Origin of the sequence: Micromonospora parva, assembly GCF_000718515.1 — a bacterium.
Taxonomy (GTDB): Bacteria; Actinomycetota; Actinomycetes; order Mycobacteriales; family Micromonosporaceae; genus Micromonospora; species Micromonospora parva.
In genome coordinates this window covers 235,215-258,520 of the sequence record NZ_JNZS01000003.1, presented here as the reverse complement: position 1 = coordinate 258,520, position 23,306 = coordinate 235,215, and the positions used below count along the sequence as shown (strand labels likewise).

Below are 23,306 nucleotides of genomic sequence, written 5' to 3'. Positions count from 1 at the left end.
GTCCGAGTCCCTGGCGGACCACCGACCGCACCATTGTGGAAGGACGATGCGAAAGTGAGGCATTCCCTGACCATCCGTCCAGTGCATAGCGTCCTCAGCAGGTCGCGGCAGCAACGCCGCAACTCGACGAGGGGAAGCACCTATGCAGAAGCTCATGAGGACGATCCTGGCGACGATGATCGTCGCCGCAGGAGTCGTCGCACCTCAGGCCTCGAGCGCCGCAGCCGCGGCGCCGGCCGGCAACATCACCGCGAGCCACGTGGCAACCACCAGCACGGCCCCGGCTCCTTCGGCCCCGTTGGCGATCCAGACCGGGGAGTACGAATACAACTGCATCGGAACCGATGGCAGTAGCTTCTGGATCGGCCCTGGAAGGCCGACCACCGACTGTCACGGTAGCTACCTGCAGAAGTACCTCGACGGAAACCTGCTTGCGACCTACAACCTCGCCTACGGCGGCGGAGCAGCACAGAATCCCCCGTGGAACACCGGATGCGTCCTGGCGATCGCCGGCGGGGTTGCGCTCTTCGTCTTCCCTCCGACCGGCGTCGCGGCGTGGGTCACATTGAGCGGCCTGGCGGCCGCTAGCCTTCTCGACTCGTGCATTGTCTAGCGCGTCGCGCCGGAAATTCGCCTACAAAATGGTGTGAGTGATCCGAGGATCTCCTCGGCGATCTTGGTTCAGATGACTGGTCGTGGATCGCAGCTCAGTCGGCGATCCACGACCGGAGAGGTCGGCTTCGAGGGACTGCACCGATTTGTGGACACCGCGGCGGATCTTTTGTTCAGTGAGGAACCCGTATCAGCGTTCGACCGGGTAGATCTAGGAGGATCCGGTCGGATTCAGCGTGTCGGCTCGGTGCTGGCCCGGCTGCTGCTCATCGATCAGCCCATCGAGAGGCTCGACCAGGACCTGAGACGTCATCTACCCACAGTGCAAAGATGGCACCCAGAGTGATCGCCACGTCGGTGTTCGAGGCGCCCCTCAGTGAGCCTTTCCGCGCAACGTTCTGATCACCGGTGGTGATCATGTTCTGCGGTCGTGTTGCGTGTAGAGCAGGACGAGTGCGGCGGCCAAGATCTTGCCGATGTGCCAGGGGTCGAGGCTGATGTTGCGTAGTGCTTTGAATGTGGTCTCGAGCAGGGAGCTTCCGCGTGGGTCCCGGAGTGCGGCACCGGTCAGTTTCGACCAGCGTGCCGTCGATGATGACATGTGAGTAGCCGGCGGTCTTGGCGGCGAGGAGGGAGCCGTGCAGACCGGGCAGCTGCGCGGCGAGCGCGCGGCTGCCACGGCGGGTGCGTTCGGCGTCCAGCAGCCCGGTCAGACGGTTCACCGTCTCCTCGCCTACCGGCAGTACAGCGGTTTATGTGACACTCATGTCGACGCAGGGCCGCTATGAAGTTGATCTTTGGAAGGACCACTTCGTATCGAGGTCTTGCGTATTTTCTCTGCACCCTCGCCTGATCTGGCGCGTCCGACACCTTCCCGGCATTCCGGACAGCTACTGACTGCTACCCCCAGCTTGCGAGGATGGCTCAGTGCACGTCAAACCATCTTCGCGCGCATCACCAGGGCTTGATCCGCACCACTCGTCCGGATCCTGAAAATCTTGACACAAAATGGAGCGAGGTGTTGACTTGTGGCCATGGGCCCGGCTTCAGCAGGAGACCAAGGATCGTTCGCCAGTTCGGATGCGGCTGACCGCCAGCTTGTCGTTCCGGGGTGGTATTACGCGACACTCGGAGTAATCGCGGGCGCTGCGGTCGTGGCATTTGCGCTTCTGCCGCAGGCGATCGCGGGCCCCACTCTCGTCGTCGCAGCCCTGCTTGTGGCAGTGACGAGCCGTACCGCGGCGAGAGCCTCGGGAACTCGTCTGCCCATTCCGGCTAGCGCTATCGGCGTCGGTTATCTGGTAGCCCTGGCGGTCGCCCTGGTCGGGTCCTTGATCGTTGTATGGACCGTGGTGCGTCCTGACGGTCCTTCCGGGCTCGCCTGGATGCTTGGCGCTCTAGTGTTCGTGGTCGCACTCAGCGGGACCTGGGTGGCCAGGACGGGGCGTTCGGCATAGGCCTCAGTGGTCCTTGGCCGTAACGGGTCAGCACGCACCAATCGCATCTGCGGGTGCCCTCTGATCTGGGATGACGGAACCCTGGAGGGCTCCCGTCATCCCAGATCAGAGGGCATTTCCCAGATGAGGCGTGGACGCAGCGACAAGCCGTCTCAGAGGTCACATGTCGGTGCAGCGGACCCGACTCACCCGACCGCTACGCCCCCATTCGTGAAAAGTCCGTCGTGCGGAGGAACGTAAGACGATCGCGAGTGATCTGGGCGGCGTCATCGATCAGCGAGAGACGAGACCCCGTCTCCATCGCCACGGCAACGAGGCCCACTATGCCGCAGAGGAGGAATTTTGCTTCTACAGTCGGATCGACGCTCGGCGAGATCAGACGCTTCTGCTGAGCCTCTTCGAGGTAGTCGGTAAGCCTGACATACCACCCGGACAAGCGACCGCCGAAACCCTTGTCGCCGGAAACCTCATCACCGAGTTTGATCGCCACCCGAGCCAGAGGGCTGTAGAGCACGTTCGTGGTCACATGCTCGGCAACCCACACGATCGCGTCGAGCGGATCGCCGGCGGGGCGAGGGGACCCCATGAATACGCCCCCCGGGTACGCGAGATTGATTACGGCAGACGCGAGCGTCTGCTTGGTGGGGAAGTAATAGGTGACCAACGACTTGGAGGTGCCGGCCAGCTCTGCGATGTGTTGGATGCTCGCCCGCTCGTACCCCGACTCATCAAAGGCCCGAACCGCGGCCTCAAGGATCTCAGGCGCGGCATTTTCCTCGCGATTGTCACTCAGACTGACCTCCACCGCTCGCAGAGCGGTATGCCTAGGTGACTCATTATCGGTGACGCTCATAAATCCCCCGTTCATCTCCGGTGGAACGAAGTGCGGGCAGGTCCCACGCCTCCACCACGGCGACGCCGTCGATGAGGGCGAATGTATCGATCTTAAACCCTGAACGAGCGGTCAGGGCAACACCTCCTGGCACTGCAGCCTCTAGTCAGGGGTCTGCTGTGCTCGAATGCGTGGCGAGACCGGCCCAACTGGGCGAGCTTCACGCTGCGTGACCTTCGGGATCCTGGTTGGGCTGCCAGGTCACGTTGCAGCTACTCGCAACGTGGAGGCCAGGCTTATTCGATGAAAGGTCATTAATGGAAGAAGTCATTTCGATCCGGAGTTCCGCGCCGGCGGTGACCCCGGAGTACCGGGCGTCGATCGTGTCGCCTTTCACGCTCACGGTGGTCTCGGCGAGGCGGTCGGTGTCGAACAGTTTGCCGTCGAGGATGACGTGTGACCAGCCGTCGGCGGCGTCCCGGCGCAGGGCGTCATGCAGGGTGGGCGTCTGCGCCGCCAGGACCCGCACGGCCTCGGCGACGTACCGGTACGCGGTCGCCCTCGACACCCCGAGCCAGGCCCCGAGGATGGTCTTGTCCTCACCCTTGCGGAACCACCAACACCAGAAGCGCCTGGTAGAAGCAGGTCAACGTCCGGCCGGGTACCCACCACCCGGCGCGCGACAGCCGCGCCACGTGCCGCACGAGTTCCCTCGGGACGTCGAGCCTGGCAGCCTATGTGAACACGTGGAGCCCTCTCGGAGACTGGTCTTGTCGCAAAGACCTGCCTACTGATGGCTCTACGCCCACATCCAGCACTGTCCGCTATGGAGAAGATGCCCGCGTCGTCCCGATCGGCGTCCCCAGCCTTGTTGAGACCACCTCAGTGACCGGTATAGCTTGCCGGTCTCTTTTGCAGGTCACGGAACCGGTTGGGTCTCGTCGCGGGTCTGGACGTACTTGTATCCGCGTACGGTGGGTCCGGCGTCGCGGCCGGGAAGTTGCATGCGGACCACGGCCTGCTCCTGCTGCGGGCTGAAGGTGATTTCTGCACCACAGAGGGAAATCGCCTGGCAGCGATAGGTCGCGCCGGGGCTGGTGTTCTTCCCCGCCGCGTTGAAGCTCGTCAGCTTCTGGGACGCGGACTCCTCCAGCACCTCACCGCAGCAGCTAGATTTGCGTGAGCTTCAGAGTTGCGCTGAGCGTCATCGGTGGTGGGGCAAAGGATCGTGTCGCCCCTCGGACACAACCCATAACCCCACGGTGCGCGTTGAGATCTACTTCAGCGCGCACCGTTTGCGTTTCCGGCTGGTAGTTCAGCCGAAGTCCGAGTTGCCGGTAGACCTCGGCTTTGGGCCTCGACACGACCCCGATGCCGACCGTGGTCACGCAGATCCGCCGCCGGCTGCGCCGGGCTGCACCACGCACCGCCACAGCCGCTACCACCGGCCAACGGCACGGCCTCCACTCGTCCCCAGACCCCATCGACGGGAATACCGGCCCGGACGCGGCCGCCCTCGACGGCGAAGACCACACCGACGGCGACCAGATCCCTGTGCCGCGCCCGGCGGTGCCGTCCCTGGCGCACCCGCTGGCCGAGGCCTGGCCGTCCGCAGGCCTCGGGCTCATCGGCCCGGGCGCCGACGCCGCTGCCCGCGGTTTCCTGACCGCCGCGCTCGCCGCCGGCGGCCTCGACGCCCCACACGAACGCACCCAGGTGGTGATGCCAGCGGCAACCGCGACGACCCTCCTCGGCACGGATACCGCGACCCTGCCCCACACTCCGCGCCTGACGGTCACCACCACCGTCGAGGAGGCCCTCGACCTCATCGAAGCGCAGATCCTGCACCGCAGCCGCCTCGTCGAGGCAAGCGACGCTGACACGGTGGCCGACCTGCGCACGCTCGATCCGGCGGGGGAGCCGCTGCCGTCGTCGTCGCCAGCATCAGCCTCGTCGAGATCACCGGAAGGATCCGCGCCGACACCAGCCGACCCACACCCACGCCCACGCAGCAACCAACGGCCCCTCAGGACCGGCCAGGACACCACGCCCCGAGGACCGGCGCCGACCGGACCACCAGGCGACGAACGCCCCGCCTCACCGAAGCGGTCACCGAGACCAAACCAATGGCCACCTTCGCGTCGCCGGGCGCCGTGTCTACTCCGGCTTCACCGCGAGGACAGGCCGCGAGCACACCAAGCGCCGGGTCGCCAGGCCGCCCACCCCGGCCCGACCGCGAGGACGTCCGTGGCGGTTCCGAGGAGTCCCGTGCAGCGGGCGGCCGCGCCGGAAGGACGCCAGCCGGCCATGGGAGGACCGCAGCGACGACGATCCCCGCGGACCAGAGGCGCCGCCCAGGTCGCTGCGGCCACTCCGGCCGCCGTGGCGTACTGGTACCAGCAGGATCCGTCGATGCACCCCGCGCAGATCGCCGAGCGGATCGGCAGATCCGAGCGCACCGTGCGTCGATACTGGCCGCCGGCCAAACTGCAGCGGGCGAACGCCCACCACCACGGCCCGCAACCGACCGTCCCCGGAGCGTCCTAACCCTGACCCGCCCTCGACCTTGTAGAGACTCTGGTGTCTGTTCCCTCCGTGATGAGGGTGCCGACGGGCCTATGGAAGGTGTGCGCAGTGAGCCCAGGCCATATCCTGTCGATCTTGTTATGCGGGAGTCAGGCAGGTTCTGGTGGTGCGGGCGAGGTCGGGACTTGCGAGCTGCTTGTCGGTGACCTCGGTGTGCAGCGAGGCCGGGATTCGCCCCTGCTGGTAGATGTGCAGGGTGTAGAGGTACGGGCTCGTCGCGTCGTACCCCGAGTACTCGATCTTCACCTGGCCCCTGCGCAGCAGGGTCCGCAACGTCTCCGCCTCGCCCGGCGCGATGGCCGCGTACGGGATGTCCGGCACCTCCTGCGCGTTGTACCACCAGTCCGGGTCGACCGGCAGCGAGCAGACCGTGGTCGGCCAGATCCCGCCGGAGGAGACCGGTTCGATCAGCACCCCGACCGCGCCGGCGGCGCGTGCGCGGGCGAGTTGCGCCGCGCCGATCCGGCAGATGCCGCCGACCGGTTTGTCTGCGTCGATGCTGAGCAGCACGAGTTTGCCCCGGGCGTCGACCCGGTCGTAGTCCGCCGCTCTGCCGCGCCCGCCGTCGACCACCGCGACGTTCCGCCGGCCATCGAACCGGACCACCTGACCGGCGGCAACCGCCACGACGTCACCCAACTGCTGCCCCTGGTCGACAAGGTCCCACGGATCAAGGGCATCCGCGGTAGGCGTCGAGGAGACCATCGCCCTGCTGCACCGGTTCCGCCGCCTGCGCATCCGCTGGGAGATCCGCGACGACATCCACGAAGCCTTCCTCACCCTTGCCTGCGCCATCATCTGCTGGCGCCGCCTCCATTACTCAAAGAGTTGGGAGTTGTAGACGTGCCATCGGGCATGCGCGTCGACCGCAGGGCTGTTGCAACCGTTCGCGTGACCCGGCTCAGTGATCCTGCGCACGTTCGTGCCGATGGACGGATGTCGGCCGCTGTGCTCCCGGACATCCGACTGTCCGCCGAGGCATGATGATCGACATGCGTTACCTGCTGCCTCACCCCGACGCCGTGGCCGATCTCAGCGATCTCGACGTCGGGCTTTACGACGGCACGCAACCCCTCCCAGAGAACCTGGACGACGTCGAGTTGTACGCAGTGCCGTACGGGATCATCGATCCGCGCCTGTGTGAGCCGATCACTCGGATGCCTCGGCTCAACGTTGTGCAGACAGTGACCGCTGGTTACGACCACGTCCTGCCGTTCCTGCGGCCTGGTCTGACCCTGGCCAACGGCCGGGGCGTTCACGATGCGGCTACCGCCGAACTCGCCGTGGCGCTTACGCTCGCCGCCCGGCGCGGACTGCCGCAACTTGTTCGGGCGGGCGACGAGGGCCGCTGGGACCCGTACTGGTCGCGTGGACTAGCTGACGCCCGGGTCCTCATCGTCGGCTACGGCTCGATCGGCGCCGCGATCGAACGCCGGCTCGCCGGGTTCGAGGTAGCCGTCAGCCGGGTGGCCCGGACTGCCCGCCCCGGGGTCCGGCCGATCTCGGAGATCGCGGACATGCTGCCGCACGCGGACGTCGTCATCCTTTCCGCACCGCTAACCCCGGAAACCGAAGGCATGGTGAACTCGGACTTCCTAGCCAAGATGGCCGACGGGGCCCTGCTGGTAAACGTGTCAAGGGGCCGAGTGGTGGACACCGACGCGCTGCTCACCGAACTCAGCAAAGGCCGGATGCACGCCGCCTTGGACGTTACAGAGCCCGAGCCGCTGCCCGCTGGTCACCCGCTGTGGTCCGCGCCGAATGCCCTTATCAGCCCGCACGTCGGCGGCCTGACCGCTGCGTTGTCACCCCGGGCTCGCCGCTTGTTGGTCAACCAGGTCCGGCGGCACGCAGCGGGCGAACCACTCGCGAACGTTGTCGTCGCGCCATGATCGCCCACTGCAGACGTCCGACAACCGGATGATCTATAGCGGCCCGCCGACAAGACACGCTGGAACTTGACAGGGAAGTGGGATGCCCCGTTCCCCGACGACCGCTTCTGGGCCGACCAGAGAGCCCACAGTCCAGCCGAGTGGGCGGACGCCGTCGCCTTCGACCACGCGATCCGAGACGGCTCCGCGCGGGCCACCGCCGACGGTGGTCTTTACAAGAATTCGGGGCGGTTCAGCGTCGGTTCGACCTGAGGATCGGCTTATGCGCGATCTGTGATTGCGGATCTTCGACTGTGCACGGATTTACGGCCTTCTGTGGGCGTGACAGCTTCGGTCGGAAGCAGCCGGGGGAACCGAGCCGGCTGCGACCTGCCGGGCTGCGGTGCCCCGCTTGATCGGGGTGCCACGCTGCCGTGGGCTCCCTAGGTGGCCCCTTGCCGGCGAAAGTCATCGCGTCTGTCCTGGTCAATGCCTCGATGATGCCGTGTGTGCGGGCTGCGGTCGGGTCGTGGACCACATCTCGGTGAAGCCGGACGAGGCGGCCGGTGGCGGCGGTCATGACCTGCACGTTCACGCCGTGTCACTGTTTGTGAGAAGTGACTCTGTGGGGATGGGACGGCGTGGAAGTCTCCTAGAGTGGTTGTTCGTGCTTTACGGCAGGTCGGCGGAGGTCAGCGCACTCGACGAGGTGATCGCGCGGGCTCGCGACGGCGTTGGTGGTGCGGTGGTGTTGCGGGGCGAGGCAGGCGTGGGCAAGACGGCCCTGCTCGACGCGGTGGCCGTGCGTGGCGGCGCGATGCGTGTGCTGCGGACCACCGGCGTCGAGGCTGAGACCGACCTCGCGTTCGCCGCGCTGCACCAGGTGTTGTGGCCGGTGACCGGCATGCTCGACGCGCTGCCCGAACCGCAGCACGACGCTGTGTGCGCGGCGCTGGGGCTCGCCGCGGACACTGCCGGCGACCGGTACCTGCTGGGCGCTGGCGTGCTCTCGCTGCTGGTCGAAGCCGCCGCGCCGGACGGGCTGATCTGTGTGGTCGACGACTTCCAGTGGATCGACCAGGCCTCGGCCGACGCACTGCTGTTCGCCGCCAGGCGGCTGGAGACCGAAAAGATCGCGATGTTGTTCGCCGTGCGCGGGGACGCTCCGGTCAAGGGTGTGCCTCTGACGGTGGAGGTGCGTGGCCTCCCCGGAGCCGCCGCAGCCGAGATGCTGGAGTCCCGCTGCGGTGTGCAGCCCTGTGTGGCGCGGGAACTCGTCACGCTGACCCGCGCGAACCCGCTCGCGCTGGGCGAGATAGCCGCTCGCCTGACACCCGCGCAACTCGCCGGCAGCGAACCGCTGCCCGACCCGCTGCCCGGTGGGACCCGACTGTTCGGCGACCGGGTGGCCGCGTTGTCCGCCTCCGCCCGGCTGCTCGCGCTGGTTGCCGCCGTGGAGGCTGACCTCGACCTGGTCCTGCGCGCCACCGACCGGTTGTCCGCCGAGTGGACGGTACTGCCCGGAGAGTACATGGGGGCGTGGACCGGGCGGATGGCGCTGGCCGAGCTGGAGGAGTCCGGGCTGGCCGAGCTTTCGGGTACGCGCGTGCGCTTCTGCCATCCGCTCATCCGGTCGGCGGTGCACGAGGCGGACACCCCGGCCAGGATCCGCCGGGTGCATGCCGTACTGGCGGAACTCACCGAGGGTGAGCGTCGCGCCTGGCACCTGGCCGGAGCCGCCATGGGCCAGGACGAGCGGGCCGCCACCGAGTTGGTGACCGCCGCGGAGCTGGCGCGCGACCGCGGTGGGTACGGCACCGCTGCCGCAGCCCTGGCCCGGGCCGCCGAGCTGACCCCCGAGCCGCGCACCCGTGCTGCCCGCCTGAAGGACGCCGCCGTCGCGGCCTGGCTTGGTGGTCGCCCCGGGCAGGCGGAGTCGCTGCTGGCCGAGGCCCGTGACCAGGCTGGCGCAGATGCCGGCCTCGCCGTGGAGATCGCCCAGCTCAGGGGCAGGTTTGAGTTGAACTCCGGCAACGCCGCCGAGGCCGTGCGGATCCTGGCGGCGGGCGACAGCCTGGAGATGCTGGCCGATGCCGCGGAGGCCGCTTCGTACGTCGGCGACACGGCGGCCATCATCGAGCTCGGGCGGAGGGCGGCAGGGCACCGCGAGGGATTCTTGCGGGACACGGTTGCCGGGATCGGTCTGGCGCTGGATGGCGACGCTGCCGGGCCGGGTCTGCTGCGGCGGGCGCTGGCGCGGGTCGGCGAGCTGGGGGAGGCGGCGGAGTACCTGTGGGCGGCGGCCGCGGCCAGCCATCTGGGCGAGTCGGATCTGGCGACCGAGATGGCCGAGCGGGCCGGACGGGTGGCCAGGATGTCGGGGATGACCGGGCAGCTGCCGGTCGTGCTGGAGTTCGTGGCGACGGCCGAGCGCATCGCCGGGCGGCTGGCAAGCAGCCAGGCCATCTCCGAGGAGGGCCTGGAACTGGCCCGCGAGGCCGGCTATGAGAACACCGTGGCCGCGCACCTGGCCAACCTGGCGGTCCTGGCGGCGCTGCGAGGCGAGGAGGAGATTTGTGAACGGCAGGCCCGCGAGGCGCTGGCCATCGCCATACCGCACCGGGTAGGTCTGCGGGCAGGGGTCGCCGCGTACGCGCTGGCGCTGCTCGACCTGTGCCTGGGACGCTACGCGACGGCGCATGACCGCTTCACGGCCATCGCCGAGGCGGGACCGGGTGTCGGGCATCCCACCGTGGTGTGGCGGACGGCGCCGGATCGCGTCGAGGCCGCCCTGGGCGCGGGCGACGAGGTGGGTGCGCGGGCGGCGCTCGAGGCGTACGAGCGATGGTCGGCGTACGCCGCGACGTCCGAGTCGCGCGCCCTGCTGGCCCGTTGCCGGGGCTTGGCCGAGTCGTCCGAGGACGCCTTCGGCGAGGCGTTGCGGCTGCACACCAACCCGTTCGAGGAGGCCAGGACGGCTCTACTGCTGGGCGAGCGCCTGCGCCGAGCGCAGCGGCCGGGCGACGCGCGGGCGCATCTGCGGATGGCGTGGGAGACGTTCGAGCGGGCAGGCGCGAAGCCGTGGGCGAGGCGCGCACAAGGTGAGCTGCGGGCGGCGGGCGAGAGCGGGCAGGCCCCGGGCTCGGCCGTGCTGGACGCGCTGACCCCGCAGGAGTTGCGCATCGCGGGCCTGGTCGCCGACGGGTTGTCGAGCAAGCAGATCGCCGCCCAGCTGTTCCTGAGCCCTCGCACGGTCGAGTACCACCTGTACAAGATCTACCCGAAGCTGGGCATCGGCTCCCGCACGGAACTGGCGCGACTAGTAGTTCTACAGAAGGCGCCCGCAGCGGAAGAGGACATGCTCTGAGACATGACTGAGGTGAACATCTGGAGTGAAGAGTTCGGCGCCGTCACAGATGCGCCGATCCTGTTGATCATGGGGTCGATGTCGCAGGGCGTTCTGTGGCCGGACGAGTTCGTCGGCCGCCTTGTCGCCGGAGGCCGCCGGGTGATCCGGTACGACCACCGTGACACCGGCATGTCGGGCACGGTCGACTTCGCGGCACAGCCGTACACGTGGAACGACATCAAGAACGACGTGTACCGCGTGCTGGACGCCCACGGCCTGGAGAGCGCCCACCTGGTCGGCCACTCGGCCGGCGGGCTGCTCGGCCAGTTCGTCGCGGTGGAGCAGCCGGAGCGGGTGCGCTCACTGACCGTCATCGCCTCCTCGCCGCTCGGCGGCGGTGAAGGTCAGGTGATCCTGCGGGCTCTGCTGGGGCAGCCGCAGCCCGAGGACAGCCTGCCCGAGCCGACGCCGGAGTTCGTGGCCTTCTACCGGGCGCTGATGACCGCCGCACCGCCCGAGGACCGGCGCACCCAGATCAACAGCATGATCGCCGAACAGCGCGTGCTGAACGGCACCGGGCTGCCGTTCGACGGGGACGCGGCGCGCCGGCTACAGGAACGAATCTACGACCGGGCCCGCGACCTGACGGCGGTGGCCAACCACCGGCTGGCCGCTGCGGCCAGCCCGGACTTCGAGCCGGTGGGCGTGCTGCACCAACTGAAGGCGCCCACGCTGGTCATCGAGGGCAGCCACGAGCCGGTCAAGCCGGGTCACGGCGCGATCATCGCCGAGCAGATCCCGGGAGCGCGGCTGATGATCACGGCGGGCATGGGGCATACGCTTCCGCCGGAGGTGCACGAGGAACTGGCCGTCGCCATCCTCACGCACACCGCCGAGTGATAGCTCATCTGACTGCACAGAACGGTGAACTGGTCGTGTGGTAGCGGAGCCGAACGAACGTCGCTCTGCTGTAGCAGCGGGCGACTGCTGGCGTGCCGTCACTGAGATGGCCGCTCGGCGGCCAGCGCATTTCGTTGTGTATGCGCTGCTCCGGCAACCCGCTTCGACGTCCTGTCGCATGGACGAGATCCGCGGCCTGACCGACGAATAGTGCGGCCGAATTGACCGGTCTGCCGTTCCTTGCCGGAAAGAGACGATGCAAGTGTTCGATTACACTGTCCCAGCCGTTGAGGTAACTGACCTCACCCAGCGTTTCGGCGCTGTACTCGCCGTCGACCGGGTCAGCTTGAGCATCCCAGCGGGAATGTGTTACGGCATCGTCGGCCCGAACGGGGCCGGCAAGACCACCACGCTGACGGCCATGTGCGGGTTGCGGGAGCCGACCTCCGGCACGGTCAGGATCGCCGGTCATGACCTGCGAACCGATCGGCAAGCCGCGCTCGCCCAGCTCGGAATCATGATGGACGGGCTGTCGCTACCCGAACGGCTGACCGCCACCGAGGTGCTGCGGTACAGCGCCGGGCTGCGTGGGCTGGATGACAGCTGGCGGGTCCGCGCCGAGGACCTGCTGGAGATCCTTGGCCTCGACGCTACTCGACGCGCGCTGATCGTGGAGTATTCCACCGGTATGCGCAAGAAGATCAATCTGGCGCTGGCGATGCTGCACCGCCCCCGGGTGCTGGTCCTCGACGAGCCGTTCGAGGCAATCGACCCGGTCTCGGCCCGCTCCATCGAACAGGTGCTCACACAGTACGTCGCCGCCGGCGGCACGGTGGTCATGTCGAGCCACATGATGGACTTCGTCGAACGAAACTGCCGCCGGGTGGCGTTGGTGGCCGGTGGCCGGGTGTTGGTCGAGGGGCCGGTAGACGAGGTGGCAGCGAACGGGACGCTCAACGAACGTTTCGTCGAGCTGGTCGGCGCCGATCCGGTCCGCCCGTTGAGGTGGCTGACATGACCCGAGCCCTGTTCGCGCTGAAGCTACGCCTGCTTCGCAACGGCCCGCACAACGAGCGCGGATTCAGCCTGGTCACCGGTATGGCCCTGGCCGCGTTGGTGGTCGTCGGCGCAGCGGTGGCCAACCGCGGACTGCTCCACGAAGGCTGGATCGCCGTGGCGCTCACCGGATGGGGAGGCATGTGGCTGTTCGGCCCTCTGACCCAGCCACGCCACGATCCGTCGGTCATCTCGCGCGACTGGTTACGCGGCTATCCGCTGCGGCCATGGCGCGCGGCTCGGGCCTTGTCCTGGACCGAGCTGCTGGGCGTCGGCCCGCTGGTCACGCTGACCTGTCTGTCGTCCCTGGTCGTGCTGGCCGCACCGGGCGGCCTGACGGCGGCCACGATCGGCGCGGTGGCGATGGTGGCACAGCTGTATCTGCTGGTCTGGGCGGGTAAGACGGTGGCGGTGATCGCGGCCTGGCTGTTGCAGACCCGGGCCGGGATGAGGCTGGCCGCCACCCAGACCGCCGTCATGCTCGCGCTGTCGTTCGCTGGCTGGGTGCCGATCGCGGCCTGGTTGCTGCCCCGCCTCGGTCAGAGCGACACCACCCTGGTCCTCCCTACCTTCGGGCAGCTACCCGCGCCGATCATCGACGTGCTCGCCCTCCTGCCCACGGGGTGGGGGTACCGCGCCGCGATCGCCGCCCGTGACAACGCCGGGACGGAAGCGGTCGTCGTGCCGCTGATGGCCCTCCTGGCCCTGGGTGCACTGCTGCACATGGGCTGGACCACCCTGACAGCGCGGGCCCTACGCCGCCCACCTCGCCTCGTGACGCCGCGACGCCCTCACGCACCGGGTCGTGGGCTGTCGCTTCCGTTCACGACGCCGCAGGTGTCCGCTGTCGTCTCGCGAGAGCTGGCCACCTGGTCGCGGGATCCCGCGCGCGGTGTGGAACTGCGTAGTGCCTGGCTGACCCCGCTGTTGATGGCGCTCATCATCGGGGTCACCGACTGGAGTTGGGCGCTGCCCCTCGTGGGTTCCGCGGCGGCGGTGTTCGGCGCGATGGTCGCGGTCAACACCTACGCCCTGGACGGCACGGCCCTGTGGCAGCTGCTCACCACACCGGGCGCCCTTCAGGCTGACGTACGCGGCCGGATGGCGGCATGGTTCTTGTTATTCGGCGTACCGTCGATCGTGTTGGCGGCCGTGTTGTGGGCCGTGACCCGCTCTCCGCTGGGCGTCGTCGCCATCAGCGGCGCCATCGCCGCAGCCGCAGTGGCCTGCGCCGTGGCACCGCTGATCGCGCTCCTGATGCCGGCTGTCGGCACCGATGCCCGCGATCGCCGCTACCCTGGACAACGAGCAGGCGATCCGACCGGTGGACAAATGACGATCTTCCCCGTGGTCCTGCTGGGCGCCATTCTCCCCGGCATCATCGGCACCACCACCGGAGGTCACTTGTGGACGCCGGTGCTCGCGGCCATCCTGCTAGCCGCGGTCAGCCTCTCCCTGACCCCCACCCTCACCGCGCGTCTGCTGCAGCGGCGAGGCGCCAGCCTGCTCGACGTGATGGTCTCCAGCGACGCTGCCCTGTTGCACCGTAATCGGCGTCATCGTTGGGGTTACCCGGGGGGATGGGGTTGAGTCGAATTTCGGCCCCGACGAGGCGAGCCCCGCGCCGACCAGCAGCAGTTAGTGGCAGATGCGCCTGGGGCGGTCGTCGTACACGATCGTCCCAGGCGCATCGTGATGCTTCTGGGTTCGTAAGCGCAACGGCCTTCGTATCCAAGGTAGGAACAAGCCTGAGGGGCTGCCGAAGATTAACTCGCCTATGTGGGTTCCGAAGGTGGTGTTGATCGGGCTTCGACGCGGTCGCGAAGGGCTGCGAGTGCGGCGGGCGGCTGGGTGGCAGGCGGGATAGTGGTGTCGTGTTGCTGGAGAAGCCGGGTGATTCTGGCCAGGGCGCGGTGCATTGCGGCGTGGTAGATCGACGTGATGTCGTGGCTGAGCGCGGCGCGTCCCAGTACTTGCGGGAGGTGAGCCGGAACGTGTTGCGGATCAGACGTCTGCACCGTGCGGAGCCACACGAGCGGCCAGTGACCGAGACCAAGCCCTGCCTGGCAGCCCTACGCCGGCGCAGGCGATCTGTTCTGGGAAAGCAGGTCTCTGCGGTGGTGGCCGGCGACGCCGAGCACTGTCAGGAGTGTTGCTATGGCCCGGTGCGAACCCCGGTTTTGGGGGAGCAGGTTGGGAGCAGCGGCGAGCCACGGCACGTACTGCCGCAGCCAGGCGTCCACACCGGGCAGCGCGAGGACTCGGGTGATCGCGCCGGCGACGACGATCGCCTGCGCGACAGCCGGCAGGGTGTCCACGCCGGCCGTCGCGGCGGCGACCGGCAGCAGTGACAGCGCGCCGAGGCCGGCGGCCGCCACGGTACGCAGCGTCGCGCGCCATGGGTAGCGGGTCTGGGTCGGGGCCACGGGGGGAGTTGGGGTCGTCATGACGAGCACCTCCGACGGTAGGGTCCAGGGACTGGTTCATATCCCAAGAATGCCTGCTCAGGGGCGGTTGGTGAATGCCGCGTTGCCCCCGGGGAGCGGACGGGGGCAGGGGAAGATCATGGCGGGACGAGTCGCCATGAGCGCGGTCGAGGCTCGGTCTGGGAGTCGCTGACCCCGACGCGTCGGTGGGCGCACAAAGTCGCCGCCAAGTGGCCACCAAGTCGCTGCTGGCCTGATCCTCGTATGAAACGCACGCTTGCGGGGGCGGCAGCCCTCCTCACGACGCTCGGAGCGCTGACGACCCCGGGCGCGGCCGGCGCTGTTCCGATCTGTGAAACCAATCCGCTGGGCTGCGAGCCCCCGCCACCACCGCCACCACCGACGCCGACCGACAAGGCACCCACCGGAGCCGCCCAGGCCACCGGGCCGCAGAACAACGGTGTCCTCGGCATCACCGGCTGGGCCGCCGACAGCAACGGGTGGCCGGTCACCGTGGACATCACCTTCGACGGAGCCCTGGTCGCGTCCAAGCCGGCCAGCGACTTCCGGACCTGGCTGCCGGCCGGGCCCCTCGGGTTCACCCACACCGTCGTCGTCCCGCCGACCGGGCCGGTCCGCCGGCTGTGCGCGACCGCACGCAACGTGCCCGACGGCAGCACACCGGTGGCGTCGGCCGTGCCGCTGGGCTGCGTCAGCTCCCGGCCGTCGAAGCCGACCGACCTGGTGTCGACGGCCGAGAGCGCCTACAACCGCAGCATCCTACGACTGGGCTGGACCGACAACGCGACCGACGAGACGTCCTACCTGGTCACGCTCAGCTACCTGCGTCGGCACTGGGAGGGCAACTACTCCTGGCAGGAGCCGACGAGTGAGTCCTTCGTCGTCGCGGCGCAGCCCGGTACCGGACGGATGTCGCTGGTGCTTTCCGACCAGGACGCCAACACCCATTTCCAGGTGCTCGTGAACAGCAGAGTCGGCGAGATCACCTCGGAGTCGCTGAGCGGCGGGGTCACGGCGCCGTGACCACCGGGGGAGATGAGGGAGGTTCGCAGGTGAGACCAGGCAGAATCCGCAGGCGCGTGGGTGCCGCGGCCGTCGGGGTCGTCGTGGCGGTGTCGACGTACGCGGTGCCCGGCTACGCCGCGCCGGTTCCGATCGACGAGGCTGCCCTGCACGACAGTCTGTATGCCGCAGCGGTGCAGTCGCGCACGACCGGCGTCGCGGGCGTGGTCGACGCCGTCGTGGCGGCGGAGATCGTCGACTGGCGAGCGGCCCATCCGAACGTGGACGGCACGCAGGTGGTCCGCCACTTCGGACGCACCGACGCGGCCGTGCGGGCGGCTGTGTCCGGCGTCGGGTCGTCCGAGGGGCTCGCCGCGTTCGCGGCCGCCGCCGCGGGATTGCTCGCGGTCCCTGTCGACCAGGACCCGGCGCAGGCCGCGCTGGACCGGGCCGAGGTGCGCGGGTCCAGCCTGCGCGCCCTGCTGACCGCCACCACGGGGGAGGAACTTGGTGCGGTGGTCACGCCGACTGAGCAGGTGCGTACCGGCAGCCAGAACTTCCTGTGGGAGGTGTCGGCGCCGGGGCGGCTCGCCGGGGCGTGGAAGCGGTTGCACCGGGCGGCGTCAACCGACGCGGGGCTGCGCACGGCGTGGGACGGCACCTACGCGGCGCGCCTGTCGGTCCGGCTGGACACCCCGGCGCAGGACCTGATGGCCCTACCGGCGTTCGCGAGCCGGGTCGACCTGCCGGGCATCCTGGCCAAGAAGGACGACGAGGCGGCGTTCTCCGCTGCCGTACGCACGGCCGTGCAGGCGCAGTTCGAGGCGCTGGAGGCGCTGGCGAACGACCGGATCACCGCCGCGACCGCCCTCAACGCGAAGTTCCCGATCGAGGGCGCCAAGCCGACTGCGGCGGAGGAGGCGGCGGCCAAGAAGTCGGCCGAGGACGCCAAGAAGCTGGTCAGCGAGGCCGGCAGCCTGCTGACCGTGGTCCTCGGCGACATCGGGGGGATCTACGACCCGAAGTTCGCCAAGACCGTCAAGACGGTCGGTGACGCGCTGGTCAAATCGGTGACCTCGGTGATCTCCTACGAGATGACGATCGCCTCGGGTCAGCTCACCGGCGCCGCGTCGGCCGCCGCCGCCCTCTCGCTGACCGGCAACTTCATCGGTGCCGCGATGGCCCTGCTGCCGCTGTTCATGGGCCAGGAGTCGCCGGATCAGATGATCAGCAAGCAGATCAAGGGCCTCAGCGAGCAGGTCCGGCGGATGGCCGAGGGAATCGGCGACCGATTCGACCGGGTCGATGCGAAACTCACCGCGATGTACGACGGCCTGAGCACCCAGCTCGGTCTGCTGGGCCAGGACGTCAGGGAGGTCAAGCGGATCCTCGGCGTGATCGGGGACCAGCTCCACACGATGGATCAGAAGATCGACCAGATGGCGCTGGCCAACCAGGCTGCCTTCGAACAGTTGGCCGCGGACGACGTCGACGACGCCACCGACCGCTACCTGCACCGGGCCGTCCGCGTCGACGGTGGCGCGATCGGGTCGGTGGCCGAGTACTTCGACGAGGTCGACTCGCCGACCCGGACGTTCGCGACGACGGCCGCGAAGAAGGCCCCGTTCGTGGTGCCCGCGGGCACGTCGACCGCGAACCCGGTCAGCGTCCTCGACCTCCATCTGCCCAACGGCGCGATCGACTACCTCGCCGGGTGGGCGGCGGCCAAGGGCGTTCCGCTGCGGCCGGCCACCGGCGACCAGGCGGTCAGCGGCGTGGCGAACCCGTCCGCCTGGCTGATCGGTGCCCGCGCGAACCTCGTCATGCAGCTGGAGAATCCGCAGTTCGCGGCGGCGGTCACGGCGGAGCACACCGCCGGCACCCTCGACGCGGGGAATCGGGTCAACCAGCGGGTGCGGCAGTTCAGCAACCCGGGCGCCGGTGGTGTCACCAACGAGCTGTTCACCCGGCTCGTCGCCGACTACCGGGCCGCTCTCGACGGGTGGTCCGACGCGCTCGACGACGTGGGGCGCGCCGTCCGCTGGAACCAGACCGATCCGGCCTACCCGGCCGCCGGCAACGACCGGACGTACGACCTGTGGGGTGCCCCCGACCAGGCGCTGCCCGCGGCGGCGCAGATCCCGGACGCGCCCGGCCTGACGCCCTGCCGGGTCGGCGACATCGGTATGCCCGCCTGGTCGGTCCCCGCCACGCTGCGCAACTCGGACCTGCCCGCCTACTACGACCTGCTGGCCTACGCGGCGCCGCCCGGCTACCGGCCGACGCTGCGCACCTGTATCGAGGGCGACTTCGTCAACGTCAAGGAGACCATCAGGCCCAAGTACGAGATCTACTCCGGCGACCTGAAGATCACTCTGCGCCACCAGGTGAAGCAGGGCGGCAGTGAGACCTGGCAGGACGTGCGCAGTGTCACCACGACCCGGCCGGTCGGCGTCTACTGCGAGATCTACAACGGCAGCGGGCCCTATCCCGACACCGAGTGCCACAGCCCGTCGGACTACGTGCTCACCCAGTGGCCGCAGTACCTCAACGCACTGCAGACCCAGGGCACCGTCACCACCCATCCCCAGGTCGACAACGACACACTTGCGCGTACCCGGTCGATGCTCTCCGGACGGCAGAAGTACTTCTACCGGGTGGCGGCCGCCGGCACCGGTGTCGAGGCCCCGCCGGTCACCACCTGGGCCGTCTCGCAGACGTTGTGGGAGAAGGGCCGCCAGCTCGCTGAGTCCGTTCGACTGTTGCAGGCGTTCACCCAGTTGGGCTGGGCGAGCGCGCTCGATCGGGACGAGATGATGCACCTCGTCCTGTTCGGTGACCGCTCGCTGCCCGGCGACTACACCGCGCCGCGTGGCGACCTCAACGGCGACACGGGCCGGCGTTACCTCCAGACGGCGTACGCCCAGGCGGTGAGCAACTACGCCGGCTGCGCGCAGGCCGTCGACTGGGATCCCTGCCAGGGCCTGAATTCCGGGTTCGACGCGAAGCAGGGCCAGAACCCGTACTTCGCGTGTGGGCAGGTCGACCGGCCCAACGCGCCGGTCGACCCGCTGGGCCGGTGCGTCTACGCCGTCGCCGGTGACCGGACCAACGAGCTGGCCGGCCGGTACGCCCACTGGTCGGCGGAGATTGCCGGCGGCCGGCACCGGGAGGGCATTCCGGAGGTCACCACCGTCACCAACCTCCTGCGGATCACCAACGAACACCTGCACTGACCGGGGTCGGCACGACGCGGCGGACCCGCACCAGCTCGGTGTGGGTCCGCCGCCCGTACGCGGGCTGACGCCCCCGGCCGCGGGGACTGTCCGCCAGTTGTCTGCACGTGCCGCCGCACTGACCTACGCTCCTGCCCGTGCTGAGAATCGGGGTCCTCGGTCCGCTGCGGGCGTGGCACGGCGACGTGCCCGTGGAACTCGGTCCGCTGCGGCAGCGTGCCGTGCTGGCCCGACTGGCCACCATGGTCGATCAGGTGGTCCCGGTGGACCGGCTCATCGAGGACCTGTGGGCCGGCGACCCGCCACCGCGCGCCCAGGCGGCACTCCAGGTGTACGTGTCCAACCTGCGTCGGGCCCTCGAGCCGGACCGGCCGCCCCGCAGCCCCGCACAGGTGATCGTCACCGCCGCGCCCGGCTACGCGCTGCGGCTGCGGGCGGAGCAGCTCGACGCGGGGCGGTTCGAGGCGTCGACCCGCTCGGCGATGGCCGTGCTCGATGCGGATCCCGAGGAGGCGTACCGTCGGCTTGACGCGGAGCTGGCCTGCTGGCGCGGCCCGGCCTACGTGGAGTTCGCCGATGAGGGCTGGGCCGCCGCGGAGTCGGCCCGGCTGGCCGAGTTCCGTCTTGTCGCCATCGAACACCGGGCCCGGGCGGCGCTGGCGTTGGGCCGGGCCGAACAGGTCGCGCCCGAGCTGGAGCGGCATGTCCAGGCGCATCCGCTGCGGGAACAGGCGGTCGCCCTCCTGGCCCTGACCCTGTACCGATCCGGCCGGCAGGCCGACGCGCTGGCCGTGCTCCGGCGGCTGCGCACCGAACTGGCCGACCAGCTCGGCGTCGACCCGAGCCCCGGCCTGCGGGCCCTCGAGACGGATCTGCTGCAGCAGGCGCCCTCCCTGGAACAGCCGACGCCCACCACGCACCTCCGGCTCGCCGCGCCGCGATTCCCCGCCGCGGTCGTGGCGTCCGCTCCGGTGGACGGGGACCCGCTGCCCCGACCAGATGAGTTGGCCCGGCTGCGCGAGGCCGCCGCGTACGCCGTCCGGAGGGGATTCCGGATGTCCTGGGTGCTGGGCGACGCCGGCGCGGGAAAGTCGACCCTTGGTCGGCTGCTGGTCGGGCAGTTGACGGCCGACGGTTGGCGGACGGCCATCGGCCGCTGCCCCGAGCTGGACGGGGCCCCGCCGGCCTGGGCCTGGGGTGAGGTGCTGCGCGCGTTGCAGACCACCGCTCCGCCGGCACCCGCGCATGCCGACCGGCTCGCCACGCTGCTCAGCGAGGGCGGTGCCCCGCTGCCGACGGGCGGCGAATTCCACCTCCGCAGGGCGGTCGGCGACTACCTCGGCACCGTCGCCGCTGGCGGGCCGCTGCTGCTGGTCCTCGACGACCTTCACTGTGCCGATGGGGAGACCCTCCAGGTGCTGCGGCACCTGGCCGTCGCGTTGGTCGACCGGCCGGTGCTGGTGGTGGCCACCTACCGTCCCCACGAGGTGAACGCCGACCTGGTCGCCGCCCGTGGCGCGCTGACCGGGGGGTGTGGTGAGGACGTTGTCCTCGCCGGTCTGTCCGAGACCGACGTCGCGGAGCTGCTGCGGCGCCACGGCGCGGGGATGGTGGGCCCGGACGTGGTCCGCGCGGTCTGGCAACGCACCGGCGGCAACCCGCTCTATGTCACCGAGACGGCCCGGCTGATCGCCGCGGAGGGACCGGCGGCGGCCGTCGCCGGGGTGCCGGTCGGCCTGCGGCACGTGTTGCGCCGCCGGCTGGCCCGGCTGCCGGCAGCCGCCCGGTCGACATTGCGGACCGCCTCGGTGATCGGCCAGGACGTCGATGTCGACCTGCTGATCGAGGTGGTGGGCGGCCCGGAGGAGACGGTGCTGGACGGGTTGGAGGCCGGGCTGCTGGCCGGGCTGCTCGTCGAACCCGCTCCCGGGCGGGTCCGGTTCGCGCACGCGGTGATGCGCGACGCCCTCTACCAGGACATTCCGCTGCTGCGCCGCACCCGCGCGCACCACCGTGCCCTGGAGGCCCTGGAACGGCGTCGGCCCCACGACGTGGCCGGCCTGGGCCGGCACGCCCTGGCCGGGCTCTCCACGTCCACCGCCGAGCGGGCGTTGCGGTACACCACCGCCGCCGCCCACCACGCCACCGATCTGGACGCGCCCCGAGAGGCTGCCGCGTTGTGGTCGGGGGTGGGCCGGGCGATTGCGCTGCTGCCCGAGACACCCCTGGCGACCCGGCTGGCGGGCTGGTGTGCGCGAGCCGCGGCAACCGCCCGCGCCGGCGATATTCTCACCGCCCGGCAGGTACGCGGCGAGGCCGTCGCGCTGGCGGCCATGGCCGCCGATCCATCCGCCCTGCGTCGGGCACTGAACTGCCTGGATGCCCCGGTCGCCTGGACCGTCCGGCCGGACCGCGCGGTCGACACGAAGTTCGTCGCCGCCGTCGAGGCCGCGCTCGCTGCTCTCGGTTCGGACGCCCCGGTGGCCCGCTGCGAGCTGCTGTGCACCCTGGTCTTCGAGGTGGAGGGCGCCGACGACGACCGGGCCGACGAGGCCAGCCGCGAGGCTCTCTCGCTGGCGCGCGAGTCGGGGCAGCCAGGACTGCTGTGTCGGGCGCTCAACGCCCGCTACTTCCCCGTGATGGCGCCGGCCCGGCGTGCCGAGCTGCCGGCCGTCGGCGAGGAGATGCTGCGGGTGGCCACCGCCCACGGACTGACCGGATACCGGGCCCAGGCTCATCACATCCTCTTCCAGGCGGCGCTGCACCGGGCCGACCTCGTCGACGCTCGCCGGCACGTCGACAAGGCGGTGGAGCAGGCCAACACCGGACAACTGGCACTGATGCTGGCCGTGCTGTCCTGGTTCGACGGGCTGACCGCGTTGCTCGCGGGGGACTATCCGCTCGCCCTGCGGCGCTACGGCGAGGCCGCGACGCGGATGGAACAGGTTGGCGGGCCCAACGCGCAGGCGATGGGAATGCTCGGCCGGTTCGTCGTGGGGCTGACCGGGGGCGGCGCGGCCCAGTCGGTGCCCGAGCTGCGGCAGGTGCACGCCCGGGTGCCCCAGGACAGCCACGACCTGCTCGCCCTGGCCCTGGTGGAGGCCGGCGATCTGGAGCAGGCGCGCGCCGTGTGGAAGCCGGAGCTGCCGATCCGGCCCGACTACTTCTGGCTGCTGTGGGCATGCGTGCGCGGCGAGGTCGCCGCCCGACTCGGTGACCGGAAGGTCGCCCGCAAGTCCTACGCCGAGCTGACGCCGTGGCGGGGGTGTTTCGCGGGTCTGGAAACCGGTTCGCTGTCGCTGGGTCCTGTCGACAACACGTTGGCGGCGCTGGCCGACCTGCTCGACGACCCGTTGGCGGCGGGTCGGCACCGAGCCGACGGGCTGAGCCTGGCACGGCGGGTCGGCGCGGTGCCGTGGGCGACGAGCATCGCCGGTTGACGACCTCGCCGCGTGGCCCGCGACCGGCCAGCCGGAGCGTCCACCGGTGCCGACCATGCGTCCACCGTGAGGCTGGATGAGTGTGGTTGCTCGGGTGAGTGGTGCCGCAGGCGGCACAGTCCATCGGGCACGGATCGGTCAGTGACCAGTTCGCGTATCCGCCGACCTTCCATCCCGGCGCGAGCGACAAGTCGCTCCGATAGTGGGGACGGCTCTCGTCTTCGTCGTCATCCCACTCGTCGAGCCGTTGGCGTAGGTCATCGGGGAGCAGGTCCGCGTATTGGTACTCGCGGACCTGCTCGGGAACACCACACACGGAAGCGGCAGGTACATGTCGCTGATCACCGACGGCTCGGGAGGCGCTTCGAGTAGCGAGCCGACGGATCGGCTGGGGTGAACCGGGGCCGTCGCCGTGCAGCTGTCGCTTGAGGACCATGATCTGGTGCCGGAGAGCGAGGATCTCGGCGTCCTTGTTGCTGTCGCTCGTCGGTAGCAGCCGTAGCAGCGCGAGGGCGTTG

16 protein-coding genes and 4 pseudogenes are annotated in these 23,306 nt (G+C 69.7%); 11 read left to right on the top strand and 9 right to left on the bottom strand.

The window, feature by feature from the left end; genetic code table 11:
• Positions 1–154 precede the first annotated feature (154 nt).
• The gene (locus IF22_RS33610) at positions 155–613 is read left to right on the top strand and encodes a hypothetical protein (RefSeq protein WP_167337270.1); all 459 of its coding nucleotides are present in this window, start codon (positions 155–157) and stop codon (positions 611–613) included.
• Between the two features lie 414 nt (positions 614–1,027).
• Here the strand turns inward: IF22_RS33610 and IF22_RS36375 are convergent.
• The 6 genes and pseudogenes from IF22_RS36375 to IF22_RS34890 form a co-directional block, all read right to left on the bottom strand.
• Positions 1,028–1,156: pseudogene (locus IF22_RS36375) on the bottom strand (IS5/IS1182 family transposase); the annotation flags it as partial.
• A pseudogene (locus IF22_RS36370) lies at positions 1,149–1,355 on the bottom strand (IS5/IS1182 family transposase); the annotation flags it as partial. The pseudogenes IF22_RS36370 and IF22_RS36375, both read right to left, overlap by 8 nt.
• A gap of 910 nt (positions 1,356–2,265) precedes the next feature.
• Entirely contained in the window at positions 2,266–2,874 is a 609-nt protein-coding gene (locus IF22_RS0104340) for a TetR/AcrR family transcriptional regulator (RefSeq protein ID WP_030328628.1), read from the bottom strand.
• A 247-nt stretch (positions 2,875–3,121) separates the two neighbouring features.
• Positions 3,122–3,469 carry a hypothetical protein gene (locus IF22_RS35755; protein WP_156057305.1) on the bottom strand — a complete coding sequence of 116 codons (348 nt, stop codon included), beginning with the start codon at positions 3,467–3,469 and terminating at the stop codon, positions 3,122–3,124.
• 351 nt (positions 3,470–3,820) lie between these two features.
• On the bottom strand, positions 3,821–4,057 hold the full coding sequence (locus IF22_RS0104330; RefSeq protein ID WP_030328623.1) for a hypothetical protein: 237 nt from the start codon (positions 4,055–4,057) through the stop codon (positions 3,821–3,823).
• Between the two features lie 125 nt (positions 4,058–4,182).
• Positions 4,183–4,749, bottom strand: coding sequence for a hypothetical protein (locus IF22_RS34890; protein WP_156057303.1), 567 nt, complete (start codon positions 4,747–4,749; stop codon positions 4,183–4,185).
• A 459-nt stretch (positions 4,750–5,208) separates the two neighbouring features.
• On the opposite strand from IF22_RS34890, the gene IF22_RS34885 reads away from it, so the two are divergent.
• Complete coding sequence (locus IF22_RS34885) at positions 5,209–5,448, top strand: winged helix-turn-helix domain-containing protein (RefSeq protein ID WP_156057301.1); 240 nt, start codon at positions 5,209–5,211, stop codon at positions 5,446–5,448.
• Between the two features lie 117 nt (positions 5,449–5,565).
• On the opposite strand, the gene IF22_RS35315 is transcribed toward IF22_RS34885, so the two are convergent.
• Positions 5,566–5,901: a hypothetical protein gene (locus tag IF22_RS35315; protein ID WP_081883695.1), complete on the bottom strand. Its 336-nt coding sequence runs from the start codon at positions 5,899–5,901 to the stop codon at positions 5,566–5,568.
• A 192-nt stretch (positions 5,902–6,093) separates the two neighbouring features.
• On the opposite strand from IF22_RS35315, the pseudogene IF22_RS35310 reads away from it, so the two are divergent.
• Positions 6,094–6,328 (top strand): annotated as a pseudogene (locus tag IF22_RS35310) (hypothetical protein); the annotation flags it as partial.
• A 151-nt stretch (positions 6,329–6,479) separates the two neighbouring features.
• Positions 6,480–7,379, top strand: a complete 900-nt coding sequence (locus tag IF22_RS0104315; RefSeq protein WP_081883702.1) for a 2-hydroxyacid dehydrogenase — start codon at positions 6,480–6,482, stop codon at positions 7,377–7,379.
• Positions 7,380–7,680: 301 nt separating this feature from the next.
• Here IF22_RS0104315 and IF22_RS36365 read toward each other — a convergent pair.
• Positions 7,681–7,959 (bottom strand): annotated as a pseudogene (locus IF22_RS36365) (hypothetical protein); the annotation flags it as partial.
• Between the two features lie 66 nt (positions 7,960–8,025).
• On the opposite strand from IF22_RS36365, the gene IF22_RS0104305 reads away from it, so the two are divergent.
• The 4 genes from IF22_RS0104305 (at position 8,026) to IF22_RS0104290 (ending at position 14,253) form a co-directional block, all read left to right on the top strand.
• Positions 8,026–10,725: an ATP-binding protein gene (locus tag IF22_RS0104305; RefSeq protein WP_030328614.1), complete on the top strand. Its 2,700-nt coding sequence runs from the start codon at positions 8,026–8,028 to the stop codon at positions 10,723–10,725.
• 3 nt (positions 10,726–10,728) lie between these two features.
• Positions 10,729–11,607 (top strand): alpha/beta hydrolase, encoded by an 879-nt coding sequence (locus tag IF22_RS0104300; protein WP_030328612.1) that lies wholly within the window; start codon positions 10,729–10,731, stop codon positions 11,605–11,607.
• Between the two features lie 346 nt (positions 11,608–11,953).
• Entirely contained in the window at positions 11,954–12,625 is a 672-nt protein-coding gene (locus IF22_RS0104295) for an ABC transporter ATP-binding protein (protein WP_425339838.1), read from the top strand.
• Positions 12,622–14,253, top strand: coding sequence for a hypothetical protein (locus tag IF22_RS0104290; RefSeq protein ID WP_030328608.1), 1,632 nt, complete (start codon positions 12,622–12,624; stop codon positions 14,251–14,253). Before IF22_RS0104295 ends, IF22_RS0104290 begins: the two co-directional genes overlap by 4 nt.
• Before the next feature lie 482 nt (positions 14,254–14,735).
• On the opposite strand, the gene IF22_RS32840 is transcribed toward IF22_RS0104290, so the two are convergent.
• On the bottom strand, positions 14,736–15,110 hold the full coding sequence (locus IF22_RS32840; RefSeq protein WP_156057297.1) for a hypothetical protein: 375 nt from the start codon (positions 15,108–15,110) through the stop codon (positions 14,736–14,738).
• 243 nt (positions 15,111–15,353) lie between these two features.
• Here IF22_RS32840 and IF22_RS0104280 point away from each other — a divergent pair, with 243 nt between their 5' ends.
• The 3 genes from IF22_RS0104280 to IF22_RS0104270 all read left to right on the top strand — a co-directional run bounded on the left by IF22_RS0104280 (position 15,354) and on the right by IF22_RS0104270 (position 22,788).
• Positions 15,354–16,133 carry a hypothetical protein gene (locus tag IF22_RS0104280; RefSeq protein ID WP_030328604.1) on the top strand — a complete coding sequence of 260 codons (780 nt, stop codon included), beginning with the start codon at positions 15,354–15,356 and terminating at the stop codon, positions 16,131–16,133.
• Between the two features lie 29 nt (positions 16,134–16,162).
• Positions 16,163–19,348 (top strand): hypothetical protein, encoded by a 3,186-nt coding sequence (locus IF22_RS0104275; protein ID WP_156057295.1) that lies wholly within the window; start codon positions 16,163–16,165, stop codon positions 19,346–19,348.
• Between the two features lie 137 nt (positions 19,349–19,485).
• Positions 19,486–22,788, top strand: a complete 3,303-nt coding sequence (locus IF22_RS0104270) for an ATP-binding protein (protein ID WP_036410755.1) — start codon at positions 19,486–19,488, stop codon at positions 22,786–22,788.
• Positions 22,789–23,306: the final 518 nt, after the last annotated feature.

What these genes read in the sequence shown, in the direction of transcription:
- IF22_RS33610 (WP_167337270.1), top strand. Translation starts at nt 155, where the DNA reads ATGAGGACGATCCTGGCGACGATGATCGTCGCCGCAGGAGTCGTCGCA.
- IF22_RS34885 (WP_156057301.1), top strand. Translation starts at nt 5,209, where the DNA reads ATGGGAGGACCGCAGCGACGACGATCCCCGCGGACCAGAGGCGCCGCC.
- IF22_RS0104315 (WP_081883702.1), top strand. Translation starts at nt 6,480, where the DNA reads ATGCGTTACCTGCTGCCTCACCCCGACGCCGTGGCCGATCTCAGCGAT.
- IF22_RS0104300 (WP_030328612.1), top strand. Translation starts at nt 10,729, where the DNA reads ATGACTGAGGTGAACATCTGGAGTGAAGAGTTCGGCGCCGTCACAGAT.
- IF22_RS0104290 (WP_030328608.1), top strand. Translation starts at nt 12,622, where the DNA reads ATGACCCGAGCCCTGTTCGCGCTGAAGCTACGCCTGCTTCGCAACGGC.
- IF22_RS32840 (WP_156057297.1), bottom strand. Translation starts at nt 15,110, where the DNA reads ATGACGACCCCAACTCCCCCCGTGGCCCCGACCCAGACCCGCTACCCA.
- IF22_RS0104280 (WP_030328604.1), top strand. Translation starts at nt 15,354, where the DNA reads ATGAAACGCACGCTTGCGGGGGCGGCAGCCCTCCTCACGACGCTCGGA.